We start from the raw sequence: 18,174 nt of genomic DNA on the forward strand, positions 1-18,174 counted from the left end.
ATGATCCGCGAGACCAGCAAGCTGGCGGGTACGCCAGAGGCCTTCCTTTCACGGGTCCGGGAACGCATCATGGCGCTTTCGGAATCGCACGACCTCCTGGTCGATGCGGAATGGCGTGGCGCGACCATCGGCGAATTGATCCATGCACAGACCAAGGCCTTCGCGACACAGGCCCGTCTGTCGATGAGCGGGCCGACGATCATGCTGCAGCCGAACGCGGTGCAATATCTCGGCATTGCCTTTCACGAGCTGGCCACCAATTCGGTAAAGCACGGAGCGCTGTCGCACCATGACGGACGGGTCGAGGTCGAATGGACCGTGACCCCAGCCGCCGATGGCAGCGACGGCTTCCGCCTTGTCTGGCGGGAACTGGACGGACCATTGGTGGATGAAAACACGCGACGCGGTTTCGGAACGGTTGTGCTCAAACGCGTCACGCCGCAGGCGCTCAGCGGCACCGGCCGCCTGGAATTCGCCAGGCACGGCATTACTTGGACGCTGGAAGCGCCGCTGCGCTTCGTTCAGATGTCGATGGCTGGCATCGCGGCTGATTGAAGGCCGCTACACCGGCCGCGGCTTGGCGGCCGTGTGGCAACGCAATCCCTTTGGTAGCAATCAGGAGGAGCAGCGATGAGTTGGCTGGGCATCTGGCGGAATCAGTACGGGTCGGTCGTCGAACTGACCACCGAAGAGGGCGGACGGATCAGCGGAACCTTCAGGACGGCGCTGGAGGACAGCGCCTTCTTCGGCATGACCGTGCCGCTGTTCGGAGCCTGCCACGGAGACGTCATCGGCTTCACCTGCGCGGCCGAAGGGCGGGTCGGAGCCGCGGCGGTGAGCTATACCGGCATCCTCAGGAACGGGAAGCTGGAGATGCTGTGGCACACCGTTGCGGATGCTGCTTTGTCGGCGGAAAAGGAAGGTGCCCCGGCCCGAGCCAGGAAACTGCCCGCCTGGCGCGCCTTTGGAACCAGCCTCGACAGTTTTGAACGCGTCTCCTGACGTGTCGGGCCCGCCGCCGCGGCATTCAGCTCGCAAGTGAGGCAGCAGGGTTCCCGCGGTGCATCGGAACTCGCGCTGACGATGGCGCGTTAGCCAGGACATGCGCTGTTCGTTACGGGGTCGACCCAATGAGCGTGCTTTATCGCGCAGCGAAAATCGCCGAACAGGCCCATGCCGGACAGTCTGACAAGACAGGGCGGCCCTATATCGAACATTGCCGTCGGGTTGTCGATGCCGTCGAAACGCTCGACCAGAAAGCCATCGCCTATCTTCACGACGTCATCGAAAAAGGCGACGGCTGGAACCGCGACCGGCTTGAGGCGGCCGGGTTTGGACCGTCCATCGTATCGGCCGTCGATGCCATGACGCGGCGGCCGAACGAGGGCGATGCCGCGTTCGTTCGCAGGGCTGCGGCCAACCCGCTGGCGTTGCCGGTCAAGCGCGCCGATCTCGCCGACAATCTATGGCAGGCACGGCAGATCGGTGCCTCGACAGCGAAATACGAAGACGGCCTGCGCATTCTCAGGGAAGAGTTCGCGAGCTGACGGACAGCTGGCGGCTGTCGCCGATGTGGGTCTACTCGGTGACGTGCGGCGTGTGCCGCTTGTCTTCCGCGGGATCGGCGTCGATCCGCGCCCTGCCGGGATCGAACGCACCATGGCGGGCGATCGCCAATGCCGGGGTGTCGGGCGTCTCGTAGGCCCACATGAAGTCTTCTGCCGACGAACCGACCGCATGAACACGCCAATAGCTTGCCGTGCCCTTCAGCGGGCCGTGGCTCGTTGTGTTCGTCTTCTCCAAGAGGTCGAAATAGATGTCCTCGAAGGGTATGTAGAAAACAGGATCATGGCCGTCCTCATAGAGCACCTTTGCCCGCTCGCTCGACGCAATAATGGCATCGGAGAACCGGACGGTCACGGTTCCATCAAACGGGACAATCCTGAGCGGGCCTGGGCGGGGGGCGGAATCTGCGGCTAAGGACTGCATTCGACTTCTCCGTTGACTGCGCTGCCTTCCCGAAACGTACTATCGCCGGTCAGGGTTCCAGTTCTACGCTTCTCCTCTTCCGAAACTGTCGAGGAACCCGACAAGGTGATCGGCAACGCGCTCGGGTGCTTCGCGCGTCGGAAAGTGGCCGATGCCAGCCAGAAGCTGGCGCTCGTAATGGGCCGTGAAGTATAGTTCCTTGCCTTCGGACGATTGCGGCAGCACAACGCGGTCGGCATCGCCGTGGATCGTCAGAGTAGGCGCGGGAATGGACTTGGCGGAAATCTGGCGCCGGGCAAGATCGGCGTAGCGCGGATCGGGATCGGCTTCGCCCCAGCGAACCCTGTAGGAGTGCAACGTCACGTCGGCCCAATCGGGATTTTCGAAGGAAGCGGCAACGCTGTCAAAAAGCTCTTCCTCGAACCAGCCGGGCGGGCTCCAGCTTTCCCATTGAAAATGCGCGAACGCCTTACCTTGCTGGCGAACGATCTCGGCGCCGCGATCCGTTGCCATGAACCATTGGTACCAGAATGCCCTGACCTCGTCCAACGGCGGCGTTGCGAATTCGCCCGGCTGCCAGCCAAGCGACAATGCCGAGCAGCACCGTATCCGTTCGGGAAATACCGAGGCGAGCAGGTAAGCGATCCGCGCGCCCCAATCGTGGCCTACGACCGCAAAACGGCCGAGGCCAAATGCGTCGGCGAAATCGATCACGTCCTGAGCCATGGCGGCAATTTCACCGGATCGCATGGTCTCGTCCGACAGGAAGGTGGTTTTGCCGAACCCACGCAGCCACGGCGCAAAGGTGCGGAAGCCGGCACGATGCAGGACAGGCGCAATGCGCGTGAAGGTGGTTGCGTCGTCCGGCCAGCCGTGGAGAAGCAGAACGGGCGCGCCGGCTCCAGGGCCACCGGCGATGTACGCGATGCGCAGCAACGGCGTGGTGCAGAAGGTGGGTGTTTCCATGATCCGGCCATCCCGTTTCGATCACGCCGCATGGCGTCAGATCGTTTTCGGCGCAAGTTTGCTGAACCGCGCGCGGCTGCGATTGTTCCATGACAGAGGCGGACTTCCAATGAAACCTCACCGCTGCTCGCGGTGGAAGAAGACCGACGGGAACGGTTTTCCAAGGTCGTCGTTGTTTCAGACCTCCGCACGCGCCATAATCGCAATGGCCGCCACTCGCCGACTCAACAGCAAATGGACCACATGCTGGATCGATCGCCTACCCTCCCAAGGTCGCTTGGCGCTGCGCTGCGAAGGGAAGTGCCGCGGTTTGCGGCACCCGGCAATGAAATTTCATGCACTACGGTCGCATCCTACAATGTGCATAAATGCGTCGGCACCGACGGCAGGTTCGATCCGGAGCGGGTCGCGGCCGTGGTCAAGGAACTCGACGCCGACATCATCGCTTTGCAGGAGGCCGACGAAAGAACCGGAAGCAGGCAGGGATTGCTGGATCTCGCAGCACTCGAGCGCGACAGCGATCTCGTCCCCACACACATCCCGGAAAACCGCCGCAGCCATGGCTGGCATGGAAATCTGATCCTGGCACGCCGCGGCGTGGTCGAAAGCGTGAACCAGATCCGGCTGCCCGGCCTCGAGCCGCGCGGCGCGGTGATTGCGGACCTGGAGCTGAAGGGCGTCTCGCTCAGGATCATAGCCGCGCATTTCGGCTTGCTGCGGCGCTCGCGCTCGCAGCAAGCCAACGCACTTGTCGAAGCCACGCACCCGGTTCTGCGGCCAACAATCCTGCTTGGCGACCTCAACGAATGGCGCGTCCGCAACAGGTCTTCGCTGCTGGCCCTGCTGCCGCATTTCGGTCCGATCGATGCGGTTCTGCCGAGCTTTCCGTCGCGCTTTCCGCTGTTTGCGCTCGACCGCATCCTGGCCAGGCCGCCGCACCTGATTTCCAGCATCGAGGTGCACAAGACGCCGCTGGCGCAGCGCGCCTCCGACCATCTGCCCATCAAGGCCCGACTGAACCTTGACGCGATAAGGCAGCCGCGACTGCAACCAGAATGAACCTGAAGGGTTGTTAGTCAGATTTCAGACGGTTTGCTTCGCTGATGTTTGTCGGTGCACTTTATGGATACAGCCATTTCGCGGTTTGCCCGGGACAAGATCGCTGCCGGCAATAGCGGGCTGGTGCTGATCGCCGACAATTATGACGCGTTTGCCGCACGAATCCTTGCCGCGCGCAGTGCCACCAGCAGCCTCGACCTGATGTACTATCTCTGGCACGACGACCATAGCGGCCGGCTGCTGATGCAGGAGGTCGTCAAGGCGGCGGAGCGCGGTGTCCGCGTCCGCATGCTGCTGGACGATATCAATCCGCGCAACAGCGACGCCGCTTACCTGGCGCTCAACAGCTACAAGAACATCGAGCTGAGGCTGTTCAACCCCAGCGGCATGAGGAACGGCAGCATCTTTCGCTCGCTGGAGATGGTCGCCCGGCTGTTTGCGATGACCCGCCGCATGCACAACAAGGCCTGGATCGCCGACGGGAGCCTGGCCATCGTCGGAGGAAGAAATATCGGCGATGCCTATTTCGACGCCGCGGAGACAAATTTCCGTGATCTCGACCTGTTGCTTCTCGGTCCTGCCGTAGGGCAGACGATGCAGATCTTCGAGGCGTTCTGGAATTGCGAGGCGGCAAAGCCGATCCAGGTGCTCAACCCGGCTGCGGTGGGCTCGCGCGCCGATTTCCTCGACAATCTCGATGCGACCGCGGACGGCCAGCTTTTGAACAGCCTCAGTGCCTGGCGCACGATCACGGAGTTCATTGCAGCGCACAGCGACGTCTGCTGGACGAAAGGCGTTCGCGTCATTTCCGATCCGCCGGAAAAGGTGCGCGGCAAGCGGCGCAGGAACTGGCTGACCAAAGAGCTGCTTCCCGCTATCGCGGCGACCAGGCAGCGCCTCGAAATCGTCTCGCCCTATTTCATCCCCGGCCGCACCGGGTTGGCCATCCTGTCGAAGCTGGTGGATCGTGGCGCCGAGGTTGCAATCCTCACCAACTCGCTCGCCGCGACGGACGTCGCCGCCGTGCACGGCGCCTATGCCAGATACCGCCGCAAGCTGCTTAAAAAAGGTATCCAGCTTTTCGAATTGCAACCCTTCAACCGCCAGGCCAACATCTCCGTTTTCGGCTCAAAGGGAGCCAGCCTCCATACCAAAGCCTTTACGGTCGACGACACGCTGGGGTTTGTCGGTTCCTTCAATTTCGATCCGCGTTCGGTGTCGTTGAATGCGGAAATGGGCGTGCTTTTCCACGATGCCAATCTGGTGATGGAGTTGCGCCGGCTGTTCGAGCACGAAAAGTCGCCGCAGACGAGCTATCAACTGGTCCTGGACAAAGGGGCCTTGCGGTGGCTCGGCATGGCGGATGGCGAGATGCGTCAATATTCGCGTGAACCGGAGGCCAGTCTCTATCGGCGCATCGTTGCAGCGCTGGTTGGCTGCCTGCCGATCGAATCGCAATTGTAGAAGCGACGGATTTGTCGGAACGGAACTCTTTGTCGGAACGGAAATGCGGGACCACGAGTTGTAACCGTTGTCCGGAGCATGCCGATGAAGACCACGATATACAGTTTTCTTGCCGAGCTCTTGCCGTTCTGGATGGCGCATAAACGCAAAATGCGCGCCGACCGCGCCGCTGAGCGGCCGACACGACCGGCTGCTGCCGACGACGATGGTCGGCCGACAAGCGATCCGAATCGAGCAACACCGGCGCGTCGGCGCAACACGTCTTAGGGCGGGATGCTTTCAAATTAGATCCCGCTCCAACTGTCTGGTTAGACGCAATTCCGCGACGCCAAGTGATTCCATTTGGCTGCAGAAGCTCCAGTTCCTAAGCGATCACGCTATCGTCAAGTATCGCTACCCGAAATCCGGCGTTGCCAAGCATCCATTTTGCAGCACGTACGTTAATGTGCACTACAGGGTTGCCGCTATAGGTGAGCGCCACGAGTGACAGTGCGATAGAATTCTTGCAGGACTGGATCCACGAAAACGTTCATGTGCCGCCGCCTCCGATCAAGCTTGAAAGGGAGGCGGAAATCCTCGCCAGGGAATGCAAGGAAGAGGCGGCCGATGCCGGCGTACCCATCGAAGACATCGAGGAAGAGGTTGGCGACCTCAAGGATCTGCTCGTCGCCAAGCTCGAAGACGCAGCCGAGGACGAGGCCCGGCAACTCAATGGCCACGGCCAAAAGATTTCTACGCTGGCGGCCGGGCAAAAGCGGGCCGTATGAGGCCGGTCCGAGCGCAGGCAAGGCATCACGAGGTGCGCCGCTTCGGCCTATTGTCCGATCAGCGTCAGCCCGAACAGGATCATCAGCCAAAACCCGGCAGCAGCGACCGCAAGACGCGGCAGGACGCCGTCGCTGGCCAGATGCATGAACAGGATGGCGATGACGGCAGTCTTGGCCGCGGCGATCACCAGATTGAGTGCCGAATTGAAGCCGCCGAGCGCGAGGAAGGACGAGCCGACGGTCAGGGCCAGCAAGGCTAAAAGCCCGATATAAGCAAGCGTGAGTTTGCGGAACTCGCTCATCTGTTGATCAGATAGAGGACGGGGAACAGGAAGACCCAGACGATATCGACGAAATGCCAATAGAGGCCGATTGCCTGCACGCGCCGGAACCGGCTGGCCTCGATCGTGCGTGGCCACAGCGCGAGGATGCCGCCGATCACGATTACGCCGCAAATCAGATGCAGCGCGTGCAGTGACGTCATCGCGAAATAGAGGCCGAAGAAGAATTCGGCATGAACAGGATCCGGGCCCTTATAGATGAAAGGTGCGCCGAGCACCGGCGCCAGCCCTTCGCCGAATTCCCTGGCGTACTCCGTCGCCTTGATCGCCAGGAAGACGACGCCGAGCAGGGCCGTCGCAGCCAGTGCCCATCCGGCGGCGCGCCATCGCCTCGCGGTCGTGTACATGTGGGCGAGTGCCATGGCGAAACTGCTGGTGATCAGGACGACGGTGTTGGCGGTGCCCAATGGCAGCGACAGACGCTTCGCCGCGCCGGCGAAGGCGTCGCCGTAACTCAACCTGGCAAACATGAAGACGAGCAGGATGGCGCCGAACAGCATCGCCTCGGAGCCGATGAACACCCACATGGCAAAGCTGTCGGCTGCCGTTTCGCGAGCCGGCCGGTCGAAGGCGATGCTTGTCGTTGGTGACTTCAAACCAGATCCTCCACCGGGTCCGACCGTTTCTCGGTCAGGCCTTTCATCGGATAGTCGTAGGCTGGTCTGGTGACGGCCGGCGTGCGATTGAAATTATGCGCCGGCGGCGGCGAGCTTGTTTGCCATTCCAACCCGGTGGCTCGCCACGGATTGTCCGGGGCTCGCGCGCCTCGAAACAGCGACCACGCCAAATAGAGGAGCGGCATCAGATAGCCGATCGCCAGCACCACGGCGCCAGCCGACGACAGGATGTGCCAGAAAGCGAATTCCGGCGGATAGGTATGGTAGCGCCGCGGCATGCCCAGAAAGCCGAGCACATATTGCGGAAAAAAGGTCAGGTTGAAGCCGATGAAGGTGACCGCCGCGGCTATACGCCCCCAAACCTCCGAATACATTCGGCCGGTGAGTTTCGGCCACCAGAAATGCAGCCCTGCCATGTAGGCGGTCACCATGCCGCCTACCATGATGTAGTGGAAATGGGCGACGACGAAATAGGTGTCGTGAACGTGGACGTCGATGGCGAGCGCGGCAAGGAAAAGGCCGGCCAGCCCGCCGAAGGTGAACAATGCCAGGAAGAACAGCGCATAAAGCATCGGCGTCTCGAAGCTGATTTCGCCCTTGCGCAGCGTCAGGCTCCAGTTGAAGACCTTTATCGCCGATGGGATCGCGACGCAGAAGGACAGGAACGAAAACACCACGCCGGCATAGGCCGACTGCCCGCTGACGAACATGTGGTGGCCCCAGACGAGAAAGCCGAAGACGGCGATAGCCATCGAAGCCAGGGCGACGGCCTTGTAGCCGAACAGCGGCCGGCGGCTAAAGCAAGGCAGCACTTCCGAGACCACTCCCATGCCTGGCAGGATCATGATGTAGACGGCGGGGTGCGAGTAGAACCAGAACAGATGCTGGAACAGCAGCGGATCGCCGCCGAGGTCGGGATTGAAGATGCCGATGCCGAAGACGCGCTCCAGCACGATGAGGATCAGCGATGCTGCAAGCACCGGCGTCGCCAGCACCATCACCAGGCTGGTGGCGTACAGGGTCCAGACGAAGATCGGCAGCCGGAACCAGGTGAGGCCAGGCGCTCGCAAAGTGTGGACGGTGACGATGAAATTGATGCCGGTCATGATCGTCGAAAAGCCGACGATGAAAACGCCGAATGCCGCGGTCGAGACAAACCCGTTGGCATAGAGCGTCGACAGCGGCGTGTAGAAGGTCCAGCCGGTGTCGACGCCACCCAAAACCACCGAGGCGAGCGCGAACAGGCTGCCGAACATGAAGACGTACCAGCTTGCCAGGTTGAGCCGGGGAAAGGCGAGGTCGCGCGCGCCGATCATCAGCGGCAGCAGGAAATTGCCGAGCGTTGCCGGGATCGACGGCACCAGGAAGAACCACACCATGATGATGCCGTGCAGCGAAAACAGCAGGTTGTAGACATCGTCGGAGACCAGGTCGCCGGCGGGCGTCGCAAGCTCGATGCGCATCAGCACGGCAAAGGTTCCGCCGAGGAAGAAGAAGGCCGTCAGCGAGACGAAATAGAGCCACGCCACCCGTTTGTGGTCGGTTGTTAGCAGCCAGGAGCGCGGCCCGGCACCTTCTGCGAGATAGCTTGCCGACGCCAAATCGCTGCTCATTGCGGCGCCTCGTTTTTTGCCGCCGGGAACGAGGGAGATTGGAGCGATAGGGATTTGAGATAGGCCATCAGCATCTGCAGTTCGGCTTCGTCAACGAGACCGTCGAAGCTCGGCATCACCGGCTGGTAGCCGGCGGCGATTTCCTTGTTCGGGACAAGGATCGAATCGCGCAGATAGCGTTCGTCGGCGATGACCGTCTGCCGGTTGGCCAACGCCACCGGCTGGCCGAAAACCCCATCGAGGCCGGGCGCCCGCACTTTGCTGGAATTGCCGTGACAGCCGGAGCAGCCGAGCGCGCGGAACAGTTTCCCGCCGCTCGTGGCAAGGCTTTCGCCTTCACCTTGACTGCCGAGCCATGATGCATATTGCTCCGGCGCCAGCACCGTCACCCAGCCGCCCATCTCGGAATGCTGCGTGCCGCAATATTCGGCGCAGAACAGGTGATAACGCCCCGGCTGCGTGGCGATGAACCAGACATTGGCCGTGCGTCCGGGAACGGCATCCTGCTTGACCCGAAAGGCTGGCACGTAGAAGGAGTGGATGACGTCCTGTGATGCCAGCGACACCACCACCGCCTTGCCGACCGGCACGTGCAGCTCGTTGATCTCGCGCTGGCCGCCGGGATGGCGGAATTGCCAAATCCATTGCTTGCCGAAGCCGGCGATCTCGACGGCGTCCGGTGGCGGACGGTCGCGCCGGACAAAAAGGACTGCGCCCCAGCCGAAGAAGATGAAGGCCATCACCAGGCTGGCAATAGTCCACGCCATCTCCAGCGGCAGGCTGCGGGCACGCGCCCCGGTACGGTCGGCTGCGGAGCCGATACGATATTTGACGGCGTAGCCGACAACGAGAACGGTCAGGAACAGGCCGAGCGCGACTGCGAAAGCCAGCAATGTGTAGAACAAGGCATCGACGCTGCCTGCGATGGACGAGGCTTCCTGCGGGAAAAACCGGATGCCGAAGCTCACGCCCGCCTCCCGCGCGCCAGCAGTATGGCCGTCGCCAACCCCACCACCATCACGATGCTGGCGAGCTTCAACGCAGCCCAGATCGCCGGCGTATATCGCCCCTTGGACGCATCGAAGCCGGCGCAGAGCAGGAAGACATGATCGGCGATCGAGCCGAGCCTGCCGGAAGATGCCTCGACAAGGGCAAGCTCAAGATCGCGCGGCGTGAAGCTCAGCGCCGGCAGCACCTGCGCTATCCGGCCTTTTGGCGTCAGCGCGATGACCGCGATCGGATGGGCGAATTGGTCGATCCGGGCGCGGGTGTCGAAACTGATGCCGGCTTCCGCGGCAAGGGCGCCGCCGGCGCCGTCGGCGCTTGTCAGGAACCGCCACGCCGACAGGTTCCTCGCGTCGGCCGCCGCGGCGACCGTGGCTTGCGCATCGCTCGCATCTTCGGGTGTGTCGGCGGCATCGATCGAGACGAACAAAGCGCGATAGGTGTCGGGGTCGAGCGAGGTCTTTGTCAAATCCGAGGCGACCGCCTGTTGGGTCACACCACAAAGGTTCGGGCATTTGTCGTAGCCGAAAATCAGCAGCGCCGGCCGGCCGGCAAGCATTTGGCCGATCGTGCGCTGCTCGCCGGACGCATCGCGAAACACCCGGTCGAGGCTGAGCTACGCGCCGATCTCGGGATCGAAGGCCGGGCGTGCGAAGGCAATGGCCGGCAGTGCCGCGAGAAGGGAAAAAGCGGTTAGCCAGGCCTTCACGGCCGGCCTCCCTGGCCTGGCGCGGTCCGGCAGCGGGCGGCCTTTGGCGCGCGTGGTATCTCGGCCTCGACCAATCGGCAGTCGGCGCCGGCGGTCGGCGCCGGCTGCCCCCAGTTCGGCAAACCATGGCTGACGATCGCCCACATGGCGTCTTCGATCGGAATGCGGGCGATGCCAGCCGCGCGGTCGACCCAGCCGACCTTGTTCAGTTCCTGCTCCTCCGCCTTGCGGAAAGCGACAAGGTCGTCTTCCGGAAAGCGCTGCAAGGCTGGACTGCCCCGGTTGCCGACCGATGACGGTCCCGGCAGCGGCCAGAACGGCCTGGTGTCGAAGATGAACCCGGGGACGATGATTGTTGCGGCCAGGAGCAGCAGCAGGCCGGCCGCGAAGGCAAGCAGCGCGCCCGGCCAGACGTCGCGCGTTTCGGGATGGCGGGCTGCCCTAGCCATGGACTGGCCTCCGGCACCAGAGGGCGATCCGGTCCGGCCGGCCAAGCACGAAAAGCAGCAGCGCAAGCCAGAGGCCGCCAGCTCCTGCCAGCGCGGCAAGATCGTACCAGAATGCGATCACATTACCGTCCGCCAACGGCGGTCTGATCCGCCAAAGGACATCGACGTAGTGGCCAGCCAGCACGATGCCGCAGATCGACAGCAGGCCGGCATGGCTGCGCTTCAGATCCCGGCTGAGCAGCCCGGCAAAGGGGACCGCGAATTGCAGCGCAATCAGCAGCCAGAGCAGATACTGCCAGCCATTGCTGCTGCGGATGAGGTACCAACGGATCTCGTTCGGCAGGTCGCCGCCCCAGGTCACCAGCCATTGCATGAACGACAGGTAAGTCCAGAGCAACACGAAGCCGAACAGCATGTTGGCCAAATCCTGCCGAGCGCGACATCCTCCTCGCCGCCCGGCATGACCTCGATCGAGCGGTTCACGCACAGTACCGTCATCGCCAGGGCGTAAGCGCCAACGACTTCGGCGGACGCTTCCAGCAGCGCATAGATGGTCGAGGAGAACTCCGGCTCGAGCGAGAGCATCCAATCGATGGCAAAGATCGTGACCGCCAGCCCATGCGCAATCAATCCAGCGGCATAGGCCTTGCCGCGGCCGGCGCTGCCGTGGCCGCCATCGGCCGTTGTCCAGTCGAGCACACGCCACGCCAACACCAGCCAGATCGCGCCGCAGGCGGCAAAGCGCAGCAAAAAGAACGGAACGTTCAGATAGAAGAATTTCTGGCGCACCGTCTCAGGCAATGCAGCCGCGTCGGCACTCGCCCAAGGAAAGACCAGGTCAAGCCAGACCAGAACCGGCAGCAGCAGAAGCAGCGCCAGCGGCAGCGTCGCGACGAGCGCGCGCAGCGGCTGGCGGATTGCCTCGCCCCAGCGGCCGCCGGTCAGCCCATGCACCATCAGGATGGTCAGCGCGCCGAGCGGTAGGCCGAGCAGGAAGAGCGCCGCAGGCAGCCAGCCGGCCAACATGGCTCTGAAGTCGAAGGCCAATCCCGTGGCGCAAAGCACAAGTCCTACGGCGGCCACGGCAAGCGCCGGCAAAATCAAACGTTCGGCGGCAAGCCGCATCATCGCCCGCATCATCGATCCGGCTCCGCATTGAGCTCGGCGCGGAGGCTTTCCGGCAGCTCGGCAATTGGTGCATCGCGCGAATATTGCAGGGCGCGGATGTAGGCGACGATCGCCCAGCGGTCGGCAGGCGGGACACGCGCCGCGTAGGAATACATGGCGCCATAGCCGTTGCTGATGACGTCGTAGAAATGCCTGTCGCTCGCCTTGCGCAACGCGTCCTTGTGATAGGTCGGCGGCGCCGGAAAGCCCCGCTCGACGATCATGCCGTGGCCGTCGCCGGCGCGGCCGTGGCAAGGCGAACAGAAGATGTCGAAGCGCTGCTGGCCTCGCCGCAGCAGCGTCATCGTGACCGGATAGGGAAACGTGTCGGGTACCGGCGAAAGATCGGCATCGCGTGCGACCGTGTCCTCGACCGGCGCCCGCGCCGACATGCCGTCGGCGAACTGGTTGCTGCTTTCGAGCGGATCGTAGCGCGGCTGGTCCTCCATGTCCTGCCGGCAGCCGGCGACCAGCAAGGCTGCCGACAGCAGGATCGTGCGCATGTTCACGCCTCCACCTCCTCGACGGTTTCGGCGCCGAGCCGTGTCAGCTGGCCCTTGGTCACGCCCTTGCGGAACTTCGGATCGGCGGCCTCGACGAGCAGATAGAACTTGCCGCCGCGCGCATAGGTGAAGCTCGTGGCGTTGAAGACCGGGTGATAATATTCGGGCAGGCGATTGGCGGCCAGCATGCCGAAGAATGCGGCCAGCGCAGCGCCAAGTATCGCGGCCTCGAAGGCGATGACGAGAAAGGCCGGCCAGGAATGCAGCGGCCGGCCGCCGACATTGAGCGGAAAATCGATCTCGACCGAATAGAGGATCAGGCCATAGACAAACACAGCGCCGGCGATGGCGCCGCCAAGGATGGCCCATGGCAAGCGCGTCTTGCGCATGCCGAGCATGTCGGCCAGCCCATGCACATGGAACGGCGAGAACGCGTCCATGCGCCGGTAGCCGCGCGCCCGCATGGTGCGGACCGCCTCGGTCAGCGCTTCGGGATCGGCGAAAGCCGCAATGACGCCGTAAAGGCTCATCTTGCGCCGCCCCTCTCCCCGGCCAGCTCCTCGACCTCGAAAATGGTGATGGCCGGCAGGACGCGGATGAACAGGAAGACCAATGCGAAGAAGGTGCCGATCGAGCCGAACAGGATGCCGAAGTCGAGCCATCTCAGTGATTGTTCGCCCCAGGACGACGGCAGGTAATCGCGGCTTGGCCCGGTGACGACGATGACGTAGCGCTCGATCCACATGCCGACATTGATGATCAGGGCAATGGCGAACAGCACCGCCATGTTGAGGCGCACCCGCCGGAACCAGAGCAATTGCAAAACAGCGCCGTTGCAGGCGAGCATGGTCCAGAACAGCGGGACATAAGGTCCGAAGGCGCGCTGCCACATCATCGTGCGCTCATAGGTTTCGCCCGAATACCAGGCGAAGAAAGCCTCGGAGGCATAGCCGTAGATGACGATCATGCCGGCGGCGATCATCAGCTTGGCGGCATTGTCCATGTGCCGCAGCGTGATCAGATCCTGGACCGAAAACGCCCAGCGCAGCGGGATGGCGATGGTAAGCACCATGGCGAAGCCGGACAGCAGCGCGCCGGCAACGAAATAGGGAGGAAAGATAGTCGAATGGAAGCCCGGCGTGATGGCGAAGGTGAAGTCGAGCGCGACGATCGAATGCACCGAGACGACCAGCGGCGTGGCCAGTGCCGCCATTAGGAAATAGACCGTCTGGTAGCGCGCCCAATGAAAGGCCGAACCGCGCCAGCCGAGCGCCAGTATCCCGTAGAACAGCTGCGCCGGGCGCGATTTCGCCCGGTCGCGCAGGACGGCGAGATCGGGCAGCAGGCCCATATACCAGAACATCAGCGAAACGCTGGCATAGGTGGCGATCGCCGCGAAATCCCAGACCAGTGGGCTGCGCCATTGCGGCCAATGCATATGCGTGTTGGGTAGCGGCAGCAGCCAGTAGAAGAACCACGGGCGGCCGAGATGCAGGATCGGGAAAAGCCCCGCCATCGCCACGGCAAACAGCGTCATCGCCTCGGCAAAGCGGTTGATCGAGGCGCGCCATGGTTGGCGCAGAAGCAGAAGCACCGCCGAGATCAGCGTGCCGGCATGGCCGATGCCAATCCACCAGACGAAATTGCCAATCATCGTGCCCCAGACCACCGGGACGTTGATGCCGTACGCGCCAACGCCGACCGAGATCAGGTAGGTGATCGAATAGAGGAAGATGAGGACGAGGACGAAGCAGGCGAAAAAGGCTGCCCAGAAATAACGCGGCAGCCTGCCGTCGAGGACGATCGCACTGATACGGCCGCTGATCTCCGGAAGGTCGTGCCGGCCGCGCAGAACGGGCAGTGCGCCCGGTTTTCCACCAATAGCCTCAGCCATCGGCTTTCCCGCCTGGCGAGAGACGGCCGTTGATATTCCTGATCTTGCCGAGATAGGTGGTGCGGGGTCGCGTGTTGAGGTCCTCGAGCAAGGCGTAGTGTTGCGGCGCTGCTTTTTCCCGCACGACAGCGGCGCCCTTGCTGTTGAGGTCCCCGAAAACGATCGCCTGTGTCGGGCAGGCCTGCTGACAGGCGGTCACCACTTCGCCGTCGGCGATGTGGCGGTTTTCGATCTGCGCCTTGATGCGTTTTTCGGAAATGCGCTGGACGCAGTAGGTGCATTTTTCCATCACACCGCGCGAACGGACGCTGACGTCTGGATTGTGCGCGGCCTGTTCCGGTCCGGCCGCATCCTTGTCGAATTCCTGGAAGTCCAGGAAGTTGAAGCGCCGCACCTTGTAGGGGCAGTTCTGCGAGCAGTAGCGCGTGCCGATGCAGCGGTTGTAGACCTGCGCGTTCAGCCCGTCATGGGTGTGGGTGGTGGCGTTGACCGGACAGACGACCTCGCACGGCGCCTTCTCGCAATGCATGCAAGGCACCGGCTGGAAAAAGACGTCGGGATCGCCGAGCGGGCCGGAGTAGTAGCGGTCGATCCGCAGCCAATGCATCTCATGGCCGAGTGCCGACTCGTCCGGCCCGACGGTGGCGATGTTGTTTTCCGCCTGGCAGGCAGAAACGCAAGCCATGCAGCCGATGCATGCCGACTGGTCGATCGACATGCCCCAGGCTTCCTGGCTGTATTGCCAGTCGGGATAGAGCAATCCGGTTGGCGCGGGCGGGGCGCCGTCGCGCACGAAATGTGGATTTTTGCGGAAGGCCTCGAGCGAGGCATGGCGAACGATCGCCCTGCCCTCCATCGCCTGATGGTGTTGCGTGGTGATGACCCGCGCACTGCCGTCCCGCGGCGCGACCGTGGCGCCATAGACGATCCAGGGAGCCTCGAGGCTTCGCAGCCTGTACGCGTCGTGGCCGTCGGCGAGTGCTGCTACCGAACCGAGCTTCCGGCCGAAGCCCAGAGCAAGTGTCACGGTCTCGTCGGGATGGCCAGGCATGATCCAGACCGGCGCATCGATGTCCGTGCCGTTCGAGGCGATATTGACGACCCGGGCGTTTTCCACCTGAAGCCGCCCCGCCGTCGCTGGCGACACCAGCGCTGCATTGCCCCAGACGATCTTGCTCAGTGGCCGCGGCAATTCCTGCAGCCAGGACGAGTTGGCATTGCGTCCGTCGCGCAGCCAGGGATCGGCGACGAAACGGATTTCGACGCCTTTGGCCACTTCGACGCGCCGGTTCAGGCCGCGCAAATCCGCCGGCATCGCAACATCGACTGGAGTGCTGGCACTGCCGGATACAAAGCCGTCGCGAAGCGCCTTTCGCCACGCGGGATCGTCCAGTGCTTGCGCCCAAGTCGTTTGTGCCCAGGTCCGGCGGACGAGCGGCAGCGCAGAAACAGCTAATTCACCGCCAAGCCCGGCCAGGATTTCATGCACCGCCCGCCCCTGGTAAAGCGGCCTGATCAGCGGCTGCACGATCGACGCGGTTCCGTCATGGGCGCGCAGGTCACTCCAACTCTCGAGATCATGCGCAGCAGGGACATGCCAGTGTGCGACGAAGGCGGTTTCGTCGCGGTAGAGACCCCAGTGGACAAGAAGCTTCAGCTGCGAAAACACGTCGCGGACATCGAGCCCCGCAGGTGCGGTGTGGAGAGGATTGGCGCCGAGTATGACAACGGTGTCGATATCTCGCGCGGCGATCGCCTGGCAAAGTGCAGCGAGGTCGCCCTCGATGGGCATCGCGTCAGGCGGCTCGATCAGTTCCACGGTGTTGCCAAGCGCACCAAGCCGCGCATTCATGGCAAGAGCCGCGGCATGGACGAACGGTGTTTGATGGGCGCCCGGCACGATCAGCGCCGCGCGGCCGGCCGCCTTCAGGTCGTCCGCAGCGGCAGCCAACCAGGCCGGGTCCAGTGCCAAGGCGCTTGGCGCCGCTTCGCCGCCAAGCACCGCGCTCAGCGCCGCGGCGACGGCTTCGACCTCGCTCGGCCGCACCGGCCTGCGGTGATCGGCGGCAGCGCCGGTGATCGTCGGCGTCGATTCCACCGCATAGACCCGGCTCATCGTATCGTCCGCCCGGCGCACGCGACGCCGCGCGGCAAAGTCACGGGCGTAAGCGAGACGGCCGGGGCCCTCGCCCAGGAAATCCGCGTCGAGACTGACAATCGCGTCGGCGCGATCGAACCGGTAGACCGGTGCAAGCGCCCTGCCGAAAAGGGTCTGCGTGGCTTCGGCGCCGGACGGCGTTGCCAGGGGATCGTGCTGGAACAGCCTCAGCCTGGGGTAGCGCGCGCGCAGCGCCTCGAGCTGCGCCTTCATGGTGGGCGAGGTCGTCGCCTCGATCAGCAGCGCCGCGCCGGCACCGCCTGAGCCGGCCAGCCGCGAGGTGAGCTCGGCCATGTCGGCAAGGAAGTCGCCATAGGCCGCCGGTTCGCCGTGTTTCAGCGGCATGCGCGAGCGATCGGGGTCGAAAAGCGACAGCACCGCCGCCTGCATGATGGCGTCCGTCGCACCGCGCGAGGCCGGATGGTCGGGATTGCCTTCCACCTTGGTCGGCCGGCCCTCATGGCTTTCGACCACCGCACCGATACCGTAGCCATCGCTCGAAAGCGTGGTCGCGTAATAAAGCGGCTTGCCGGGAACGATGTTTTCCGGCTGGCGGATATAAGGCAGGATGTCTTCGGCCCGGCTGCACGCGGCAAGCCCGGCCAGCGTCAGCGATGCCCCCATCAGCTTCAGCAGCGTGCGCCGGTCGAGCCGCGGGATGCGCTCGGCGATCGAGGGAAATTCGGCATCGACAAAGCGGCGGAATTCCGGCGTATCGGCGAGCTCGTCGAGGCTTCGCCACAGCTCCGGGCCGGGCGAAAGCCGTTCGCGCAGGCCGGCCATATCTGGAGCCGCGATCGGTTTGTCAGCGGTGGCAGACATAACAGTCGGTCATGGTCTCGGGGTGGATATCAAGAAGGCTGATGAGTGACCGGCGGATTTCGGCGATGCCGGCCGGTGGCTTCCAGTGCATCAGGAACACGTCCTGCGGCGGACGCAAATTAGGCTCGGGATCGCGATGGCATGCCAGGCACCATTCCATCGATAGTGCGTGCGCCCGCCGCATCAGCGGCATGTCGTCGACCTCGCCATGGCACGTCTCGCAGGCGACGCCTTTAGCGATATGGATCGAATGATTGAAATAGACGAAGTCGGGGACACTGTTCACCCGCTGCCACTGCAATGGCTGCCCGGAAGCAAGGCTTGCCCGTATCGGCGCCAGCATGTCCGCGTTGGTGAACAGCTGCGAATGGCAGCTCATGCACAGCTCGGTCGCCGGCAGACCCGCCGATGACGCAGTCTCGACGCCGCTATGGCAATAACGGCAATCGAGGCCGAGCTCGCCGACATGGTGCCTGTGGCTGAACGGCACTGGTTGCGCCAACGGCCGGCCAACGCCGGTGACGAAGTCCGAACGCAAGACGGCGGTACCGCCGAGAGCCGCAAAGATCGCCATGAAACACGCGCCCCACAGAGCGAAGCGTGAAATGCCGTTGGCACTCCTTGAAAAGACCTGCGGCATCCCCTCGCCGA

The 18,174-nt window shown here is 63.5% G+C and carries 21 protein-coding genes; 6 read left to right on the top strand and 15 right to left on the bottom strand.

All coding sequences use genetic code 11. The annotated features are described in order from the left end of the window. The 3 genes from NKI97_RS14440 to NKI97_RS14450 all read left to right on the top strand — a co-directional run bounded on the left by NKI97_RS14440 (position 1) and on the right by NKI97_RS14450 (position 1,547). Positions 1-555, top strand: a complete 555-nt coding sequence (locus tag NKI97_RS14440) for an HWE histidine kinase domain-containing protein (protein WP_352834790.1) — start codon at positions 1-3, stop codon at positions 553-555. 75 nt (positions 556-630) lie between these two features. Further along, positions 631-1,002, top strand: a complete 372-nt coding sequence (locus NKI97_RS14445; protein WP_352449557.1) for an avidin/streptavidin family protein — start codon at positions 631-633, stop codon at positions 1,000-1,002. Positions 1,003-1,130: 128 nt separating this feature from the next. Beyond that, positions 1,131-1,547: an HD domain-containing protein gene (locus NKI97_RS14450; RefSeq protein ID WP_352834793.1), complete on the top strand. Its 417-nt coding sequence runs from the start codon at positions 1,131-1,133 to the stop codon at positions 1,545-1,547. A gap of 31 nt (positions 1,548-1,578) precedes the next feature. Here NKI97_RS14450 and NKI97_RS14455 read toward each other — a convergent pair whose 3' ends face one another. After that, complete coding sequence (locus NKI97_RS14455; RefSeq protein ID WP_352473066.1) at positions 1,579-1,989, bottom strand: DUF427 domain-containing protein; 411 nt, start codon at positions 1,987-1,989, stop codon at positions 1,579-1,581. Positions 1,990-2,052: 63 nt separating this feature from the next. Next, positions 2,053-2,955 (bottom strand): alpha/beta fold hydrolase, encoded by a 903-nt coding sequence (locus NKI97_RS14460; protein WP_352449560.1) that lies wholly within the window; start codon positions 2,953-2,955, stop codon positions 2,053-2,055. 243 nt (positions 2,956-3,198) lie between these two features. Here NKI97_RS14460 and NKI97_RS14465 point away from each other — a divergent pair, with 243 nt between their 5' ends. From NKI97_RS14465 to NKI97_RS14475, 3 genes are all read left to right on the top strand, one after another. Next, on the top strand, positions 3,199-4,014 hold the full coding sequence (locus tag NKI97_RS14465) for an endonuclease/exonuclease/phosphatase family protein (protein ID WP_023677076.1): 816 nt from the start codon (positions 3,199-3,201) through the stop codon (positions 4,012-4,014). 63 nt (positions 4,015-4,077) lie between these two features. After that, a complete protein-coding gene (locus NKI97_RS14470; protein ID WP_352834796.1) occupies positions 4,078-5,478 on the top strand; it encodes a phospholipase D family protein in 1,401 nt (466 codons plus the stop codon). 503 nt (positions 5,479-5,981) lie between these two features. Beyond that, positions 5,982-6,245 (top strand): hypothetical protein, encoded by a 264-nt coding sequence (locus NKI97_RS14475; protein WP_352834799.1) that lies wholly within the window; start codon positions 5,982-5,984, stop codon positions 6,243-6,245. A 47-nt stretch (positions 6,246-6,292) separates the two neighbouring features. Here the strand turns inward: NKI97_RS14475 and NKI97_RS14480 are convergent, their stop codons facing one another. From NKI97_RS14480 to NKI97_RS14540, 13 genes are all read right to left on the bottom strand, one after another. Further along, complete coding sequence (locus NKI97_RS14480) at positions 6,293-6,547, bottom strand: cytochrome C oxidase subunit IV family protein (RefSeq protein WP_023677081.1); 255 nt, start codon at positions 6,545-6,547, stop codon at positions 6,293-6,295. Continuing rightward, complete coding sequence (locus NKI97_RS14485) at positions 6,544-7,182, bottom strand: cytochrome c oxidase subunit 3 (RefSeq protein WP_352449564.1); 639 nt, start codon at positions 7,180-7,182, stop codon at positions 6,544-6,546. The genes NKI97_RS14480 and NKI97_RS14485 overlap by 4 nt, the downstream gene beginning before the upstream one ends. Then, on the bottom strand, positions 7,179-8,816 hold the full coding sequence (gene ctaD / locus NKI97_RS14490) for a cytochrome c oxidase subunit I (protein ID WP_352834802.1): 1,638 nt from the start codon (positions 8,814-8,816) through the stop codon (positions 7,179-7,181). The genes NKI97_RS14485 and ctaD overlap by 4 nt, the downstream gene beginning before the upstream one ends. Then, entirely contained in the window at positions 8,813-9,784 is a 972-nt protein-coding gene (gene coxB, locus NKI97_RS14495; RefSeq protein WP_352834805.1) for a cytochrome c oxidase subunit II, read from the bottom strand. The genes ctaD and coxB overlap by 4 nt, the downstream gene beginning before the upstream one ends. Next, positions 9,781-10,422, bottom strand: a complete 642-nt coding sequence (locus NKI97_RS14500; RefSeq protein ID WP_352834807.1) for an SCO family protein — start codon at positions 10,420-10,422, stop codon at positions 9,781-9,783. The genes coxB and NKI97_RS14500 overlap by 4 nt, the downstream gene beginning before the upstream one ends. 104 nt (positions 10,423-10,526) lie before the next feature. Then, the gene (locus tag NKI97_RS14505) at positions 10,527-10,979 is read right to left on the bottom strand and encodes a hypothetical protein (RefSeq protein ID WP_352449569.1); all 453 of its coding nucleotides are present in this window, start codon (positions 10,977-10,979) and stop codon (positions 10,527-10,529) included. Next, the gene (locus NKI97_RS14510) at positions 10,972-11,394 is read right to left on the bottom strand and encodes a hypothetical protein (protein ID WP_352834810.1); all 423 of its coding nucleotides are present in this window, start codon (positions 11,392-11,394) and stop codon (positions 10,972-10,974) included. The genes NKI97_RS14505 and NKI97_RS14510 overlap by 8 nt, the downstream gene beginning before the upstream one ends. After that, positions 11,337-12,119: a hypothetical protein gene (locus NKI97_RS14515; RefSeq protein ID WP_352834813.1), complete on the bottom strand. Its 783-nt coding sequence runs from the start codon at positions 12,117-12,119 to the stop codon at positions 11,337-11,339. Before NKI97_RS14515 ends, NKI97_RS14510 begins: the two co-directional genes overlap by 58 nt. Further along, a complete protein-coding gene (locus NKI97_RS14520) occupies positions 12,116-12,649 on the bottom strand; it encodes a c-type cytochrome (RefSeq protein ID WP_352449633.1) in 534 nt (177 codons plus the stop codon). Before NKI97_RS14520 ends, NKI97_RS14515 begins: the two co-directional genes overlap by 4 nt. 2 nt (positions 12,650-12,651) lie before the next feature. Beyond that, on the bottom strand, positions 12,652-13,179 hold the full coding sequence (locus NKI97_RS14525) for a DUF3341 domain-containing protein (RefSeq protein WP_352449571.1): 528 nt from the start codon (positions 13,177-13,179) through the stop codon (positions 12,652-12,654). After that, on the bottom strand, positions 13,176-14,543 hold the full coding sequence (nrfD, locus tag NKI97_RS14530; RefSeq protein ID WP_352449572.1) for an NrfD/PsrC family molybdoenzyme membrane anchor subunit: 1,368 nt from the start codon (positions 14,541-14,543) through the stop codon (positions 13,176-13,178). The genes NKI97_RS14525 and nrfD overlap by 4 nt, the downstream gene beginning before the upstream one ends. Continuing rightward, a complete protein-coding gene (locus NKI97_RS14535) occupies positions 14,536-17,523 on the bottom strand; it encodes a TAT-variant-translocated molybdopterin oxidoreductase (protein WP_352834816.1) in 2,988 nt (995 codons plus the stop codon). The genes nrfD and NKI97_RS14535 overlap by 8 nt, the downstream gene beginning before the upstream one ends. Then, positions 17,507-18,163, bottom strand: coding sequence for a cytochrome c3 family protein (locus NKI97_RS14540; RefSeq protein ID WP_502907103.1), 657 nt, complete (start codon positions 18,161-18,163; stop codon positions 17,507-17,509). The genes NKI97_RS14535 and NKI97_RS14540 overlap by 17 nt, the downstream gene beginning before the upstream one ends. Between the last annotated feature and the right edge of the window lie 11 nt (positions 18,164-18,174).

Origin of the sequence: Mesorhizobium sp. M0296 (assembly GCF_040321675.1) — a bacterium.
GTDB lineage: Bacteria > Pseudomonadota > Alphaproteobacteria > Rhizobiales > Rhizobiaceae > Mesorhizobium.

Excerpts from the sequence above, each read along its gene's own strand:
- NKI97_RS14460 (WP_352449560.1), bottom strand. The coding sequence starts at position 2,955 with ATGGAAACACCCACCTTCTGCACCACGCCGTTGCTGCGCATCGCGTAC.
- NKI97_RS14510 (WP_352834810.1), bottom strand. The coding sequence starts at position 11,394 with ATGCTGTTCGGCTTCGTGTTGCTCTGGACTTACCTGTCGTTCATGCAA.
- NKI97_RS14455 (WP_352473066.1), bottom strand. The coding sequence starts at position 1,989 with ATGCAGTCCTTAGCCGCAGATTCCGCCCCCCGCCCAGGCCCGCTCAGG.
- NKI97_RS14520 (WP_352449633.1), bottom strand. The coding sequence starts at position 12,649 with ATGCGCACGATCCTGCTGTCGGCAGCCTTGCTGGTCGCCGGCTGCCGG.
- NKI97_RS14465 (WP_023677076.1), top strand. The coding sequence starts at position 3,199 with ATGCTGGATCGATCGCCTACCCTCCCAAGGTCGCTTGGCGCTGCGCTG.
- NKI97_RS14470 (WP_352834796.1), top strand. The coding sequence starts at position 4,078 with ATGGATACAGCCATTTCGCGGTTTGCCCGGGACAAGATCGCTGCCGGC.
- NKI97_RS14535 (WP_352834816.1), bottom strand. The coding sequence starts at position 17,523 with ATGTCTGCCACCGCTGACAAACCGATCGCGGCTCCAGATATGGCCGGC.
- nrfD (WP_352449572.1), bottom strand. The coding sequence starts at position 14,543 with ATGGCTGAGGCTATTGGTGGAAAACCGGGCGCACTGCCCGTTCTGCGC.
- NKI97_RS14505 (WP_352449569.1), bottom strand. The coding sequence starts at position 10,979 with ATGGCTAGGGCAGCCCGCCATCCCGAAACGCGCGACGTCTGGCCGGGC.
- NKI97_RS14515 (WP_352834813.1), bottom strand. The coding sequence starts at position 12,119 with ATGATGCGGGCGATGATGCGGCTTGCCGCCGAACGTTTGATTTTGCCG.
- NKI97_RS14525 (WP_352449571.1), bottom strand. The coding sequence starts at position 13,179 with ATGAGCCTTTACGGCGTCATTGCGGCTTTCGCCGATCCCGAAGCGCTG.
- ctaD (WP_352834802.1), bottom strand. The coding sequence starts at position 8,816 with ATGAGCAGCGATTTGGCGTCGGCAAGCTATCTCGCAGAAGGTGCCGGG.
- NKI97_RS14440 (WP_352834790.1), top strand. The coding sequence starts at position 1 with ATGATCCGCGAGACCAGCAAGCTGGCGGGTACGCCAGAGGCCTTCCTT.
- NKI97_RS14450 (WP_352834793.1), top strand. The coding sequence starts at position 1,131 with ATGAGCGTGCTTTATCGCGCAGCGAAAATCGCCGAACAGGCCCATGCC.
- NKI97_RS14480 (WP_023677081.1), bottom strand. The coding sequence starts at position 6,547 with ATGAGCGAGTTCCGCAAACTCACGCTTGCTTATATCGGGCTTTTAGCC.
- NKI97_RS14445 (WP_352449557.1), top strand. The coding sequence starts at position 631 with ATGAGTTGGCTGGGCATCTGGCGGAATCAGTACGGGTCGGTCGTCGAA.
- NKI97_RS14540 (WP_502907103.1), bottom strand. The coding sequence starts at position 18,163 with ATGCCGCAGGTCTTTTCAAGGAGTGCCAACGGCATTTCACGCTTCGCT.